Genomic DNA, 14,989 nt, shown 5'->3' with positions numbered 1-14,989 from the left:
CACACTAGTCGTCACTGCGTTATTCTTGTATTGTTACAAAACACCAAGCAGCATCAAAAAAAACAAAACAATGTCCTATCTAGATAATATCCGCACTTTTGTCCGTGTCTACGAGTTAGGCAGCATGTCTGCTGCCGGTCGAGATTTGCGCATTTCGCCTGCGGTGACGTCCTCGCGGATATCGCAATTGGAGCAACATCTGGGTGTACGACTGTTCCAGCGGACCACACGAAATCTGGCCCCGACAGAGCAAGGCAAAGTGTTCTATGGCGGGGCGTGTACCGTATTGGAATCCGTCGAAGCTGCGGAAGCGCAAGTGGTCGACATCACCGATTACCCGCGCGGCTCGCTTTATGTGGCGGCCCCTTTGGGGGTTGGCCGACGGCTGATCGCGCCACAAGTACCGGCCTTTTTGGCCGAGTATCCCGAAGTAAACGTGCGGCTAAGGTTGACGGACAGAACGGTGGACCTGACTACGGAAGGGTTGGACCTTGCCTATTTCCTAGGGCAGCCCGAAGACAGCACCCTTCGCATCAAGAAAATCGCGGACGTTCAACGCGTGTTGTGTGCCTCGCCACACTATATCGAGAAACGCGGACATCCTCGGTCAGGCGACGAGATCGTCAAGGACAGGCATGAATGCCTGAACCTGCGCTTTCCCGGCGCGGCCGAATTTCAGTGGCCTTTGATGACCAAGGATGGCCCGAAACGGTATCGCGCAACGGGGCATTACGAATGTGACGATGGTGACATTTTGGTGGATTGGGCATTGGCGGGGCAGGGCATCACGCTGAAGCCTGTTTTCGAAGTGGCCGAGTATTTAAAGTCGGGCGAATTGGTCGTGGTGGGCGAAGAGACACCGCCCGAAGCGATCCAGATGGCGTGCCTGTTTACCCATCGCCGCCACCAAGACCCTAAAACCCGCCTGTTTATGGAGTTTGTTTTCGACCGCATCAGCAGTGTGATCAAGAAAACAAAGTTGCCGGAACAATTGCCACGCTAGGGACATCCAGTGGGGGAGACTACGCCTCTTGCAAAGATACCTTCGCGTTTATTTTGATAAACAATTTCTTTGTTTCGAAATACAAGCAGCGAAGCATGGCATGCCCCAAGGGCAGCTTGATTGTGTTCGTTAGGGCTCTGGTTGGCGGAGACATATATGATCGGGACAAAAGAATCCGGTTGGCGCGCCCCCAGTAATAGGTATCGTAGGTAAACCGGAGGAAAAATGATTTACCCATTCTCAAGCCAATCTGGTGAGGTCGGTCCTCGTGCCACATGTGGCGACACTACCTTCAGGGCCTATCCTGCATGCCGCAGCGTCAGCCCCACAGTAAACCAGAAAGCTATCGCCCCGTTGCCAGATTGTGAGGTGGGCCTCCGCTTTAACACGTATTTTTTCAACAGGCCGGGGATGTGACCCGGCTTTTTTGACTCAAAATCAGACGCCATGCGGTTCGCGTCTGAATACTGACATTGACCCAATTCCAAGCGTCTATCGGAGATACAGAATGACAATCCAGAACACCGACATTGATCCGATCGAGAGTCAGGAATGGCAGGAAGCCATTCAGGACGTGATCGAAAAGGATGGCGCAAACCGTGCCCATTACCTGCTGGACAAGGCTGTTCAACAAGCCCGCGCCGCAGGAGCTACGCTGCCGTTTTCCGCCACGACGCCGTACCAGAATACCATTCCGGCCGATGACGAGCTGGCCGTGCCGGGCGATCTGGACATGGAATGGCGCATCCGCACGATCAACCGCTGGAACGCGATGGCGACGGTGGTACGCCGCAACAAGGAAAGCAGCGAGTATGGCGGGCATATCGCGTCGTTTGCCTCCTCGGCGGTGATGTATGACATTGGGCTGAACCACTTCTGGCGTTCCAAATCCGCGATCCATGGCGGCGATCTGGTGTTCTTCCAGGGCCACGTGATCCCGGGCATCTACGCGCGCTCCTTCATGGAAGGCCGGATCAGCGAAGAGCAGCTCGAGAGCTTCCGCTCCGAAGTGGATGGCGGCGGCCTGTCGTCCTATCCGCATCCGTGGTTGATGCCGGATTACTGGCAGTTCCCGACCGTCTCGATGGGTCTTGGCCCGCTGATGGCGATCTATCAGGCGCGGTTCATGAAATACATGCACAACCGCGGCCATATCGACATGGGCGACCGCAAGGTCTGGGCGTTCTTGGGCGATGGCGAGATGGACGAGCCGGAAAGCCGCGGCGCGATTGATCTGGCGGCGCGCGAAGGCTTGGACAACTTGATCTTCGTGGTCAATTGCAACCTGCAACGCCTTGACGGACCTGTGCGCGGCAACGGCAAGATCGTGCAAGAACTGGAAGGCGACTTCCGCGGGGCCGGTTGGAACGTGATCAAGCTGCTCTGGGGCAAAGGCTGGGACGAGTTGCTGGAAAATGACCACACCGGACGTCTCAAGCAGTTGATGGACGAGACCGTCGACGGCGACTACCAGACCTTCAAGTCGAAAGACGGTGCCTATATCCGCAAGCATTTCTTCGGCAAGTACCCCGAGACCGCTGCCTTGGTGGCCGATTGGAGCGACGAGCAAATCTGGGCGCTGCGTCGGGGCGGGCATGATCCGCAGAAGGTCTACACCGCGTTCAAGACCGCCAGCGACACCAAGGGCCAGCCGACTTGTCTGTTGATCAAAACGGTCAAAGGCTACGGCATGGGCACAGCGGGCGAGGGGCAAAACATCACCCACTCCGCCAAGAAGTTCGCTGACAACCAGTTGCGCGAATTCCGCGACCGGTTCGATATCCCCGTCTCGGACGAGGATCTGCCCAAAGCGCCGTTTGTGGCGTTGAACAACTCGCAAAAAGCCTATCTGGCGGACCGTCGTTCGGCACTTGGCGGGGAGTTCCCGAAACGCGACTGGCGTGATGCGCCGAAGCTGGAAATTCCGCCTTTGACAAAGTTCGAGGCGCAATTGAAAGGCACGGGTGATCGCGAAATCTCTACCACCATGGCCTATGTGCGCATTCTGACGACGCTGCTGCGCGACAAGACCATCGGCAAGTTCGTGGTGCCGATTGTGCCGGACGAGTCGCGCACGTTCGGCATGGAGGGGCTGTTCCGCTCGGCGGGGATTTATAACCCGCTGGGGCAGAACTACACGCCTGAAGATGCCGACCAGATGATGTTCTACAAGGAAACGACCGACGGTCAGGTCCTGCAGGAAGGCATCAACGAGGCGGGGGCGATGGCTGACTGGATCGCGGCGGCGACGTCGTATTCCAACCACGGCGTTCCGATGATCCCGTTCTACATCTACTACTCAATGTTCGGTCACCAACGCGTGGGCGATCTGGCATGGGCCGCAGGCGACAGCCGCGCGCGGGGCTTCCTTTTGGGGGCCACGGCGGGCCGGACCACGCTGAACGGCGAGGGTTTGCAGCACGAGGATGGCCACAGCCACATTCTGGCCGGCACCATCCCGAACTGCGTCACCTATGACCCGACCTTCAGCTACGAGGTCGCGGTGATTATCCATAACGGCCTGCAACGGATGTTCGTCGATCAGGAGGACATCACCTTCTACATCACCCTGATGAACGAGAACTACAGCCACCCTGATATGCCGATGGGGGCGGAGGAGGGGATCCTGCGCGGTCTCTACCGCATGACCGAGACCAAGAAGCCGGGCAAGAAGCACGTCAATTTGATGGGCTCCGGCACCATTCTGGTACAGGCCATCGAGGCGGCGAAGATGTTGAAAGACGACTTTGGCGTCACTTCCGACATCTGGTCGGCCACCTCGTTCAACGAGTTGGCCCGCGACGGCCAAGACGCGGCGCGCCACAACCGGCTGAACCCGTTGATGGACGAACAAGTGCCTTATGTAACCCAAGCTTTGAGCAAGGCCAAAGGCCCGATTATCGCGGCGACGGATTATATGAAGAACTACGCCGAACAAATCCGCGCCTTTGTGCCGGGGTCCTACACCGTGCTTGGCACGGACGGCTTTGGCCGCTCCGACAGCCGGGTCAATCTCCGCCGCTTCTTCGAGGTGGATGCAAATCACATCGCCGCGGCGGCGATGGTGGACCTCTACAAAGCGGGCAACGTGACCAAGAAAGACCTGGAAGCAGCGCTCAAGAAATACGACATCGACGGCGCCAAGCCGAACCCACGGCTGGCCTGATCAGCGCCTGAGAGAAGGAACAAACTTATGACTATTGAAATAAAAGTCCCAGATATCGGCGATTTCGACGAAGTGCCGGTGGTAAGCATTCTGGTCAGCGTTGGTGACACCGTCGCAGTGGAAGACCCGCTGGTCGAGCTGGAAAGCGACAAGGCCACGATGGAGGTCCCAAGCTCGGCCGCCGGTGTAGTCAAGGAAATCAAGGTTTCCGAAGGCGACAAGGTGTCCATGGGCTCGGTTCTGCTGGTCCTTGAAGGCGATGCGGCAGGTGCTGCGGCTCCTGCGGCCGAGGCAGCACCGGCCCCCGCGGCCCCCGCAGCTGCTCCGGCGGCGGCTCCTGCACCTGCGGCGGCTCCGGCCCCTGCGGCTGTGGTCGATAGCGGCTTCTCTAAGTCCAGTGCTTCGCCATCCGTGCGCGCCTTTGCACGCCAGTTGGAAATCGACATCACCAAGGTGAACGGCACGGGCCGCAAGGGCCGTATCCTGCGCGAGGACGTGACCAAGTTCCTCAAATCCACCACAGCTTCTGCCCCTGCGGGCGCAAGTGGTGGCGGCATAGGCATTCCGCCGATGCCTGCCGTGGACTTCTCGAAATTCGGCCCCGTCGAAGACGTCGAGATGCCCCGCATCAAGAAGCTGTCCGGCCCCGCGCTGCACCGCGCATGGCTCAACATCCCGCACGTCACCGTCGATGAAGAGGCGGACATCACCGAGCTGGACAAGTACCGCAAGGAACTCGACACAGCCGCCAAAGAGCAAGGCTACCGCGTCACGCTTTTGAGCTTCGTGATCAAGGCCTGCGTCTCGGCCCTGAAAGAGCATTGGGAGGTCAATTCCTCGATCCATCCAGACGGCGACAAGCTGATCAAGAAGAACTTCTACAATATCGGCTTTGCGGCGGACACGCCCCAAGGCCTGATGGTTCCGGTGATCAAGGATGCCGACCGCAAGGGGATCGTCGAGATTTCCAAGGAGTTGGGCTCGCTGTCTCTGGCGGCGCGTGAAGGCAAGCTGAAAGGCCCCGACATGCAGGGGGCGACCTTCACGATCTCGTCTTTGGGCGGCATTGGCGGCACGGGCTTCACGCCCATCGTCAACGCGCCGGAGGTTGCGATCCTTGGCCTGACCCGCGCCAAGATGGCCCCTGTCTGGAATGGCGAGGAGTTCATCCCCCGCCTGATGCAGCCCTTGTCGCTGTCCTTCGACCACCGCGCCATTGACGGCGCTTTGGGCGCGCGCTTCAACGCGTCGCTGAAACACCTGCTCGGCGACGTGCGCCGGCTGATGTTGTAAGGGGGGCGTTCAGATGGAAGTCAAAGTACCCGATATCGGTGATTTCTCCGATGTGCCCGTCATCAGCATTCTGGTCTCCGTCGGTGACACTGTCGCCGAGGAAGACCCGCTGATCGAGCTGGAAAGCGACAAGGCCACGCTGGAAGTGCCAAGCCCCGCCGCTGGTGTGGTGAAGGAGATCAAGCTGTCCGAGGGCGACAAGGTCTCGATGGGCGCTGTCATTTTGGTTCTGGAAGGCGCTGGCGCGGCGGAAGCTCCGGCAGAAGCGGCACCTGCACCTGCGGCGGCTCCTGCCGCCCCGACCGCAACCGCGCCCACAGGCACGGCCACCGGTCCGGGCGATATCCACGCTGAAGTTGTCGTTCTGGGCTCCGGTCCGGGCGGCTATACGGCGGCGTTCCGCGCGGCGGATCTGGGCAAGAACGTTGTTCTGATCGAGAAGAACCCGACACTTGGCGGCGTCTGCCTCAACGTGGGTTGTATCCCGTCCAAGGCGCTGCTGCACGTGGCCAAGGTTCTGACCGAGGCCGACGAGATGGCGGCCCACGGCGTCACCTTCGCCAAGCCGAAGATTGATCTGGACGCGCTGCGCGGCTGGAAAGACTCGGTCGTAGGGCAGTTGACTGGTGGTCTCGATGGCTTGGCCAAGGCCCGCAAAGTGACCACCGTGCGCGGCACGGGGCGCTTCACCGGTCCCAACATGATCGAGGTCACCGGCGATGACGGCACCAAGACGGTCAGCTTCGATAAGTGCATCATCGCGGCAGGCTCCGAGCCGGTCGAGTTGCCGTTCATTCCGCATGACGACCCGCGCGTTCTGGACAGCACTGGTGCGCTGGAACTGGCGGATATTCCGAAGCGTATGCTGATCCTTGGCGGCGGCATCATCGGTCTGGAAATGGCCTGCGTCTATGACGCGCTCGGGGCGAAAATCTCCGTGGTCGAGTTCATGGACCAGCTGATGCCCGGTGCCGACAAGGACATGGTCAAGCCGCTGCAAACGCGGATTGCCAAGCGGTATGAGAAGATCATGCTGAAAACCAAGGTCACCGCGATGGAGGCCCAGAAGAAGGGGCTGAAAGTGACCTTCGAGGACGACAAGGGCGAGGTTACCACCGACACGTTCGACAAGGTCCTCGTCTCGGTCGGGCGTCGCCCGAACGGCAAGCTGATCAACGCGGAGGCCGCAGGTGTGGCCGTGGACGAGCGTGGCTTCATCGCCGTCGACAACCAGCAACGCACCGGCGTGCCGCATATCTTCGCTATCGGCGATGTGGTGGGGCAACCGATGCTGGCACACAAGGCAGTCCATGAAGGCAAGGTTGCCGCCGAAGTCTGCGCCGGTGAAAACCGCGCGTTCGACGCGCTGGTAATCCCGTCGGTCGCTTATACCGACCCCGAGGTCGCTTGGGTCGGCATCACGGAGACCGAGGCCAAGGCCAAGGGTCTGAAAGTCGCCAAAGGCGTGTTCCCATGGGCGGCGTCGGGTCGGGCGCTGTCCAACGCGCGTTCGGAAGGGATGACCAAGGTGATCTTCGACCCGACCGATGATCGTGTCGTAGGCGCTGCCATTGTCGGCACCAATGCCGGTGATCTGATCGCCGAGGTGGCGCTGGCCATCGAGATGGGTTGCGACGCGACCGATCTGGGCCACACCATCCACCCGCACCCGACCTTGTCGGAAACGGTCAACTTCGCGGCAGAAATGTTCGAGGGAACGATCACCGACCTGATGCCGCCGAAGAAACGGCACTAGGCCGCTGGGAAATGACAACGGAAAAGCGCGTCCCTCGGGGCGCGCTTTTTTAGTTTGCGACCTCGAACAGCAGCAGCATGCCGGGTAGCCACGCTGTGAAGACGCCACAAAATAGTGTGAAAAAGGCGGCCAGCTTCTGGATCGGCTTTTGCAGGGTGAGAACGAGGAAGTAGACAAGCCAGAGTACCGCCCACGCGGCCCACGAGAAGGCCAGCCAGATCGACATCACGCTGTCCGCCTGTGCAAAGCCCAGAAGCGCCACAGGCACGACGGTGACGGACACAAACAGGCTGAACCAGCCAAGGCCGCGACCGTCGCAGTCTTGCAACCGGTTATAGGCGACCCACAGATAGGTGATCGCGAAAAGCAGTGTCATGGCAGCAGCCCTGACGTCCGTAATGGTGTCGGCGAAAACTGCCGTATGGATTGCCACAAAGAACGATATCGCTGCGACGACCAGATTGATAAGGATGATCTCGCGATCCTCGATCCGGCCCGAGAGCCAAAGCCCGTTGAGGATGAGAACGGCCCCGACATAGAGCAGTGATAATCCGAGAAGCATTAGTCGATCCTTTGTTGGGGCATTGGCACCCGTTAGACGAGCGAAAGGGGCCAGACGGCCCCTTTCCTTATCATGCAGCGATGGAGGGCGGAATTAGTGACCGCCATCCGACTGAAGTGCAGCTTCGCGCAGTTCGTCTTCCGAGATGTCTTTCGCGCCGTTGAACACGACGTTCAAGCCAACCGCAGCGATTGCGGCCAGAAGGATGCCGGAGTGGATCAGCGGCTCGATCGAGTGCGGCAAGTGCATGGTGAATTCCGGCGCGATCAACGGGATCATGCCCAGACCAAGCGAAATTGCCACGATCAGGCCGTTGAAGCGGTTGGTCTTGAAATCCACCGCACCAAGGATGCGCACTCCCGTGGCAGCAACCATCCCGAACATCACCAGACCGGCACCACCTAGAACGGCGACGGGCAGGGACTCGACCAAGGCACCCATTTTCGGCACCAAGCCCAGCACGATCATGATCGCACCACCGGCCACGCAGACATAACGCGAGCGGATGCCGGTCACACCGACAAGCCCGACATTCTGGCTGAAAGAGGTGTAGGGGAAGGTGTTGAACAGGCCACCGATCACAGTGCCCAGACCATCGGTCCGCAGACCTGCGGAGAGGGACGGACGCTCGATCTTTTTCTCGCACATTTCACCAAGGGCCAAGAACATGCCGGTGGATTCGATCATAACGACGATCATCACAAGCGTCATGGTCAGGATCATGATCGGGTCAAAGATCGGCACGCCCCAACGCAGCGGGGTGATCAGCTCGAACCAGCCAGCGTGGCCGACCTTGTCGAAATGCATCAAGCCCATAGCAGTCGCGGCCAACGCACCAACGACGATGCCGATCAGCACCGAGATGTTGGCAAGGAAGCCGGTGGTGAACTTCATCACCAAGACGATTGTTGTCAGCACAATGCCGGAGATCAGCATGTTCTGCGGAGTGGCGTACTTGACGTTGTCGATAGAGGGCGCAACCTGAAGGCCATCCGGAATTGCAGGAATAACACCGGCATCCAGCATTCCGCGCACCTGATCAAGCCAGGCGAGGTGTTCCGGAGCAACGATTTTCGGTGCTGTGGGGCCGAACGGAAGGCCGAAGATCCAGTTGATCCCGACACGCATCAGCGTGACGCCGATAACCAGAATGATCGTGCCGGTGACCACAGGCGGGAAAAACCGCAGCATTCGGCTGATCAACGGCGCGATCAGCATTGCGATGACACCGGCCCCGATGATGGCACCGAAGATCATACGTGCGCCTTCCAGCCCCGGGTTGGCGATGGCGATGGAAACCATCGGTCCCACCGAGGCGAAGGTCACGCCCATCATGACGGGCAGCTTGATGCCGAACCATTTCGACGCGCCGAGCGATTGGATGATGGTCACAACACCACATACAAACAGGTCGGCAGAAATCAGAAATGCAACCTGTTCAGGGTTCAGTTTCAGAACGCGGCCAACGATAAGCGGCACCGCGATGGCACCGGCATACATGACAAGGACGTGTTGCAGTCCCAAAGTAAAGAGGCGGCCAGCTGGCAACCTCTCATTGACGGCGTCAGCCGTGGCAGTAGTAGACATGGGGTTCTCCTCCTTAAGTCCAGATATATCGCTCTGGGGCGTGGGTGAGCCGTTCGCAGGGCGGCATATCAAACCGATCTGCGTTTCGCTCTTAGTTCGCTAGGTGTGGTATCAGCCCGTCGCGTCAGCACGTGTGTAGGTCGTGAGCGCAGGCGTGGCATTTGGAAGAAGGCACCAAGTCAGGTCACAGGGGGTGTCCTGCTCTGGTGCCTACTTCCCGTTCCTCAGAAATCGACCTCGATTGCGACGCCCTTTTGGACAGCCAGCTCGACAACGCTTGCGGCGACAGCCAAGTCTTGGAGGCCGACGCCAGTGCCATCGAACAGCGTGATTTCATCGTCAGACGTGCGGCCTTTGTGGGTGCCGTTGATCACCGCGCCAAGCTGGTGCACGTCGCTTTCCTTGATCAGACCTTCTGCGACTGCGTGTTGTGCCTCGCCGATGCTGATGGATTGCGCGACCTCGTCGGTGAACACGGTGGCGCGGGCGAGCAGGGCGGCCTCGACCTCTTGCTTGCCTTTGGTGTCGGTGCCCATGCAGGCGATATGTGTGCCGGGTGCAATGTGGTCGGCCATAATGGTCGGTGCAAAGGTGGAGGTGATGGAAATCACCACGTCGGCCTCACGCATGCCTTCAAGCTCGACCGCTTCAAACGGAAGGCCCGCTTCATTGGCGATCTTCTCGATATTGGGCAGCATCTCAGGGTGGTAGTTCCAACCGATGACTTTCTCGAACTGGCGCTGCTCAAGAGCTGCGCGAAGCTGGAATGTGGCCTGATGGCCGGCACCCACCATGCCCATGACCTTCGCGTCTTTGCGGGCCAGATGCTTGATAGACACGGACGACGCCGCGGCGGTGCGCAGGGCGGTCAACAGGTTGCCACCGACCATGGCGCTGACCATGCCAGTGTCCGGATCAAACAGGAAAATCGTGGACTGGTGGTTGATATGGCCATGTTTTTCGAGGTTGTTCGGCCAGTAGCCACCCGCTTTCAAACCAAGCGTCATGCCTGCTTTGTCAAACCCGCCCTTGAAGCCATAGAGCGCGTCTTCGTGGCCGATGGCTTCGCGAATGACGGGGAAGTTATAAGCATCTTTGGAGGCCATCGCGGCAAACACACCTTCGACAGCGTCGAAAGCGGCGTCGCGGGTCATCAGGTTGGCAATTTCGCGTTCTGGGACGATCAACATGGGCTATTTCCTTTGGAGTGCGTGCGCCCGCATGCGCCTTTAGCAGCGCATGCGGGTGTCTTGTTTCAGTAGGCTTTACCGCGGGCAGAGATCGGCCACACTGTTTCAACCTTGCCGTTGCGCACGCCGACATACCAGTCATGCACGTTGGCGGTCGGGTCGCAGTGACCCGGAACCAGCTTCAGCTTTTCGCCGACTTTCAGCACGCCTTTGGGATCGGCTACGACGCCATGCTCGTCCGAGCATTTGATGTATTCCACGTCGTCGCGGCCGTAGATGAACGGCAGGCCGCTGTCGATGGATTGGGCTTTTAGGCCTGCGTCCACGATGGCCTTGTCGGCTTTGACGTGGCTCATGACTTGGGTCAGGATGAAGAACGCGTTTTCCCATTCGCCATCGTCGATGCGCTTGCCGTCCTTGTCGAGGATACGGCCGTAATCCGCATCCATGAAGGCATAAGAGCCGCACTGAAGCTCGTTATAGACGCCGGAGTTGCTCTCGAAGTAGTAGGAACCTGTGCCGCCGCCGGAGACCAGATCACATTCGATGCCTTCGGCTTTCAGCCCGTCGATGCCGTCCTTGACCTGCGCGATTGCCGCGTCGAGCTTGGCCTGACGGTCCTCGAAGCTGTCCATGTGCTGCATCGCACCTTGGTAAGCCTGAATACCCTTGAAGGTCAGGTTCTTGGCGTCGCGCACGGCTTTGCCGATTTCGACAACGGCTTCGGTGGTGGTCACGCCGCAACGGCCTGCGCCGCAGTCGATTTCGATGAACACGCCCAAATCGGTGCCGTGCTTTTGTGCCGCCGCCGAAAGGTCGGCCACGTTGTCCACATCGTCAACGCAGACGATAATTTCAGAGCCACGCTTGGGCAGTTGTGCCAGACGGTCGATCTTGGCCATGTCACGGACTTGGTTGGAGACAAGGATTTCCTTGATGCCAGCGCGTGCGAACACTTCGGCTTCGGACACCTTCTGACAGCAAACGCCAACAGCACCGCCCAATTCCATTTGCAGCTTTAGCACGTCCACGGATTTGTGCATTTTTCCGTGGGCGCGGTGCCGCATGCCGTGGGCTTTGGCGTAATCGCCCATTTTCTTGACGTTGCGCTCCAGCGCGTCCAGATCAAGGATCAGGCACGGCGTCTGGATGTCAGCTTCGTCCATGCCGGGCAGGGCGGGAACGTCGTAACCTACTTCGAGATCTTCGAGTTTTACATGTGTGTTCATTGCGTGAACTCCCTTTACTTAAGCCATGGCAGAAGGTCGAGGTCGACATTCCCACCCGTGATAATGATACCGACACGCTTACCAGCGAACCGGTCTTTGTTTTTCAGGATCGTCGCCAGTGGTACGGAGGAACTGGCCTCCATGACAATCCGCAGATGCTTCCATGTCAGCTTCATCGCGTCGATGATTTCTTCCTCAGATGCGGTCAGAATATCGGTTACGTGGTTCGACACGAAATGCCATGTCAGGTCCTTCAGAGGCACCAGCAGGCCGTCGGCGATGGTTTTAGGCGCATCATCCGCGATGATATGGCCGGCCTTGAAGCTGCGATAGGCGTCATCGGCTTGTTCCGGCTCTGCCGCGATGATCTGCGTTTCCGGTGCTTGATTTGACAGGGTCAAACAGGTGCCCGAGATCATCCCGCCGCCACCGATAGGGGCCATGACGATATCCAGCCCGTCGGTCTGTTCCATGAACTCCCGCGCACAGGTGCCTTGGCCCGCAATCACGCGTGGGTCATTGTAGGGGTGGACGAAATCGCCACCGGTTTCGGCCTGCACCTTGGCGAAGGTCTCTTCGCGTGACGATGTCGACGGCTCGCATTCGGTGATCACGCCGCCATAGCGCCGCACGGTGTCTTTTTTCGCCTGCGGGGCCGTGCGCGGCATGACCACGTTGCACGGGATGCCACGACGGCTTGCCGCATAGCTGAGGCAGGAGGCGTGGTTGCCCGATGAGTGTGTTGCCACACCCATCTTGGCCTGTTCGTCGTCCAGCCCGAACACCGCGTTGCTGGCACCGCGCACCTTGAAGGCACCCGGTGTCTGGAAGTTCTCGCATTTGAAGAACAGCTGCGCGCCGGTCAGTTCATTGAGGTAATCCGAGGTCCGCACCGGGGTGCGTTGGATATACGGCTCGATGCGTGCGTGGGCGTCCAGCATGTCTTGATAGGTTGGAATATACATCTGTCTCTCCTCCCTTCGGCTTTATTTGCCTGCCGTCGGATTGGTGCGATAGTACTCTTGAGCTGCGGCAACGCCAGAGCCCAGTTTCACATCCAGACCCAAATCTACCATGCACATCTCGGCCGTGGCCAAGCCGCTCAGCATCATAACGTCCGTCAGGCTGCCCAAGTGGCCGATGCGGAAGACCTTGCCTGCAACTTCACCAAGACCAACGCCGAAGGCCACACCGTATTTCTCAGCCGCAAGGGTCACGATATCGGTGGCGTTGAAGCCTTCTGGTGTGCGGATCGCGCTGACCGTGTCGGAATACAGATCAGGCGAGGCCGCGCAAAGCTCAAGACCCCATGCCGAGACAGCTGCCCGAACACCTTCCGCGATGCGGTGGTGACGCGCAAACACGTTCTCCAAACCCTCGTCCAGCAGCATGTCCAGCGACAGTTTCAGGCCGTTCATCAGCCCGACCGGCGGCGTATAGGGAAAGGCGTTCGCATTGTAGCCCTTCTGCATGTCGCCAATGTCAAAGAAGGTCGTTGGCAGGTCGGAATTTTCCGCAGCCGCGATGGCCTTGCCGGAGAAGCCGATGATCGCCAGACCAGCAGGCAACATGAAGCCTTTTTGCGAGCCGGTGATGGCGATATCCACGCCCCACTCGTCAAAGCGGAAGTCCATCGACGCGATGGAGCTGACCCCGTCCACGAACAGCATCGCAGGGTGGCCCGCAGCATCCAGCGCTTTGCGCACGGCGGCGATGTCGGATTTCACACCGGTTGCGGTCTCGTTATGGGTGGCCAGAACAACTTTGATCTCGTGGTTTTTGTCGGCCTTCAGGACTTCTTCGTACTTGTCTGTAGGAACGCCTTCGCCCCAAGGGGTCTCTACAACGTGCACGTCCAACCCATGACGCTGGCACATGTCGATCCAGCGGTGCGAGAACATGCCGTTGCGGGCGGCCAGAACCTTGTCACCCTTGCTCAGAGTGTTGGACAGGGCCGTTTCCCAGCCACCGGTGCCGGTCGACGGGAAGATGAAGATCTTCGCGTCTTTCGACTTCAGAACCTTCCTCACGCCATCAAGGCAAGGGTGCAGGATTTTGCCGAAGGTCGGCGAGCGGTGGTCGATCGTCGGCATATAGCAGGCTTGGCGCACTGCTTCTGGCATGTTGGTCGGGCCGGGAATAAATACGGGGTTCTGGAAGCTCATGATCGTCTCCTTGTAAGCGTTGAGACCAACCTAGGGCCGCGTGCCTCAAAGAGATATTTTTTTGAAATTGTTTTTTATTTTTGCATTTTGGTAAATAATTGAGCATTGTCAGCATGTTGTATTTTTCATGTAGTGAATTCTCTTTTCACATAAAATTGGATGCATCTTATGGATTCGCAAGATAATGCCGGAATCAGTCAGCGCAAAGCGCGCGGCCGGCCACGGGACTGGGACGATAAAAGCGCGCAGAACACGATCAAATCGCTGGATCGCGCGATGGAGGTTTTCGAGTTCCTGAGCGAAGCGCAGGGCAAAACCCTGACCATGCTGGCGAATGATCTCAGCCAGTCTCCGGCGACGGTGTACCGGATTTTGGTGACGCTGGAGGGCAGGGGCTTGGTCGAGTTCGACCAAGACGATCAGGTCTGGCATATCGGCCCGCGCGCCTTTGTGATCGGGGCGCGGTTCCTGCGGCGCACCAGCCTTGTGGAGCGTGCGCGTCCGGTCTTGAGGTCGTTAATGGAGGACACCGGAGAGACTGCCAATCTTGGCATCGAGCAGAACGGCCATGTGTTGTTTGTCAGTCAGGTCGAGACAACGGCCAGCATTCGTGCGTTCTTCCCGCCCGGAACTTTGTCCCGCATGCACGCCTCCGGAATTGGCAAGGCGCTGCTGGCGGAAATGGAGGAACATCGTATCAGCAAGCTGCTTTCCAAGGCTCCGCTGGAAGGGTTTACCGAATTCACATTGACCGATCACACAGCGCTGCTGGAAGACCTGCGCCTCTCGAAAGCGCGCGGATACGCGATTGACGGGGAGGAGCGGAACCTCGGCATGCGCTGCATTGCGGCTCCGGTTTTTGACATAAACGGAGAGGCGATTGCGGGGATTTCGGTGTCCGGCCCGACCACGCGCGTCGGGGCGGATCAAGTTGCGGCCCTAAGCGAGGCTGTCGTTGCGGCCGCGTCCAGATTGACGAATGCCATTGGTGGAGCCGCAGTGCCAGCGCGCTGATGGCCGCTCTAAGTAAGAACACGA

General features: G+C 59.0%; 10 protein-coding genes and 1 pseudogene. 5 read left to right on the top strand and 6 right to left on the bottom strand.

The window, feature by feature from the left end:
• The first annotated feature begins 70 nt into the window (after nucleotides 1-70).
• From BDE40_RS06175 to lpdA, 4 genes and pseudogenes are all read left to right on the top strand, one after another.
• Nucleotides 71-1,003, top strand: coding sequence for a LysR family transcriptional regulator (locus BDE40_RS06175; protein ID WP_134013548.1), 933 nt, complete (start codon nucleotides 71-73; stop codon nucleotides 1,001-1,003).
• Nucleotides 1,004-1,511: 508 nt separating this feature from the next.
• On the top strand, nucleotides 1,512-4,169 hold the full coding sequence (aceE, locus tag BDE40_RS06170) for a pyruvate dehydrogenase (acetyl-transferring), homodimeric type (protein WP_134013547.1): 2,658 nt from the start codon (nucleotides 1,512-1,514) through the stop codon (nucleotides 4,167-4,169).
• 18 nt (nucleotides 4,170-4,187) lie between these two features.
• Nucleotides 4,188-5,462 (top strand): annotated as a pseudogene (gene aceF, locus BDE40_RS06165) (dihydrolipoyllysine-residue acetyltransferase); the annotation flags it as partial.
• 13 nt (nucleotides 5,463-5,475) lie between these two features.
• Complete coding sequence (lpdA, locus tag BDE40_RS06160) at nucleotides 5,476-7,218, top strand: dihydrolipoyl dehydrogenase (protein WP_134013545.1); 1,743 nt, start codon at nucleotides 5,476-5,478, stop codon at nucleotides 7,216-7,218.
• Between the two features lie 49 nt (nucleotides 7,219-7,267).
• On the opposite strand, the gene BDE40_RS06155 is transcribed toward lpdA, so the two are convergent.
• The 6 genes from BDE40_RS06155 to bhcA all read right to left on the bottom strand — a co-directional run bounded on the left by BDE40_RS06155 (nucleotide 7,268) and on the right by bhcA (nucleotide 13,951).
• A complete protein-coding gene (locus BDE40_RS06155; protein ID WP_134013544.1) occupies nucleotides 7,268-7,780 on the bottom strand; it encodes an AmiS/UreI family transporter in 513 nt (170 codons plus the stop codon).
• A 93-nt stretch (nucleotides 7,781-7,873) separates the two neighbouring features.
• Nucleotides 7,874-9,367: a nucleobase:cation symporter-2 family protein gene (locus tag BDE40_RS06150; RefSeq protein WP_134013543.1), complete on the bottom strand. Its 1,494-nt coding sequence runs from the start codon at nucleotides 9,365-9,367 to the stop codon at nucleotides 7,874-7,876.
• Between the two features lie 224 nt (nucleotides 9,368-9,591).
• On the bottom strand, nucleotides 9,592-10,557 hold the full coding sequence (gene bhcD, locus BDE40_RS06145; RefSeq protein WP_134013542.1) for an iminosuccinate reductase BhcD: 966 nt from the start codon (nucleotides 10,555-10,557) through the stop codon (nucleotides 9,592-9,594).
• A gap of 65 nt (nucleotides 10,558-10,622) precedes the next feature.
• Nucleotides 10,623-11,786: a 3-hydroxy-D-aspartate aldolase BhcC gene (gene bhcC / locus BDE40_RS06140; RefSeq protein WP_134013541.1), complete on the bottom strand. Its 1,164-nt coding sequence runs from the start codon at nucleotides 11,784-11,786 to the stop codon at nucleotides 10,623-10,625.
• A gap of 14 nt (nucleotides 11,787-11,800) precedes the next feature.
• Nucleotides 11,801-12,751 carry a beta-hydroxyaspartate dehydratase BhcB gene (gene bhcB / locus BDE40_RS06135; protein ID WP_134013540.1) on the bottom strand — a complete coding sequence of 317 codons (951 nt, stop codon included), beginning with the start codon at nucleotides 12,749-12,751 and terminating at the stop codon, nucleotides 11,801-11,803.
• 21 nt (nucleotides 12,752-12,772) lie between these two features.
• Nucleotides 12,773-13,951 carry an L-aspartate--glyoxylate aminotransferase BhcA gene (bhcA, locus tag BDE40_RS06130; RefSeq protein ID WP_134013539.1) on the bottom strand — a complete coding sequence of 393 codons (1,179 nt, stop codon included), beginning with the start codon at nucleotides 13,949-13,951 and terminating at the stop codon, nucleotides 12,773-12,775.
• A 168-nt stretch (nucleotides 13,952-14,119) separates the two neighbouring features.
• On the opposite strand from bhcA, the gene bhcR reads away from it, so the two are divergent.
• Complete coding sequence (bhcR, locus tag BDE40_RS06125) at nucleotides 14,120-14,965, top strand: HTH-type transcriptional regulator BhcR (protein ID WP_134013538.1); 846 nt, start codon at nucleotides 14,120-14,122, stop codon at nucleotides 14,963-14,965.
• The last annotated feature ends 24 nt before the right edge of the window (nucleotides 14,966-14,989 follow it).

The organism is Litoreibacter halocynthiae, from assembly GCF_004365635.1.
GTDB lineage: Bacteria > Pseudomonadota > Alphaproteobacteria > Rhodobacterales > Rhodobacteraceae > Litoreibacter > Litoreibacter halocynthiae.
Note: the sequence above shows the minus strand (reverse complement) of the source record. Positions and strands in the feature narration are given on the sequence as shown.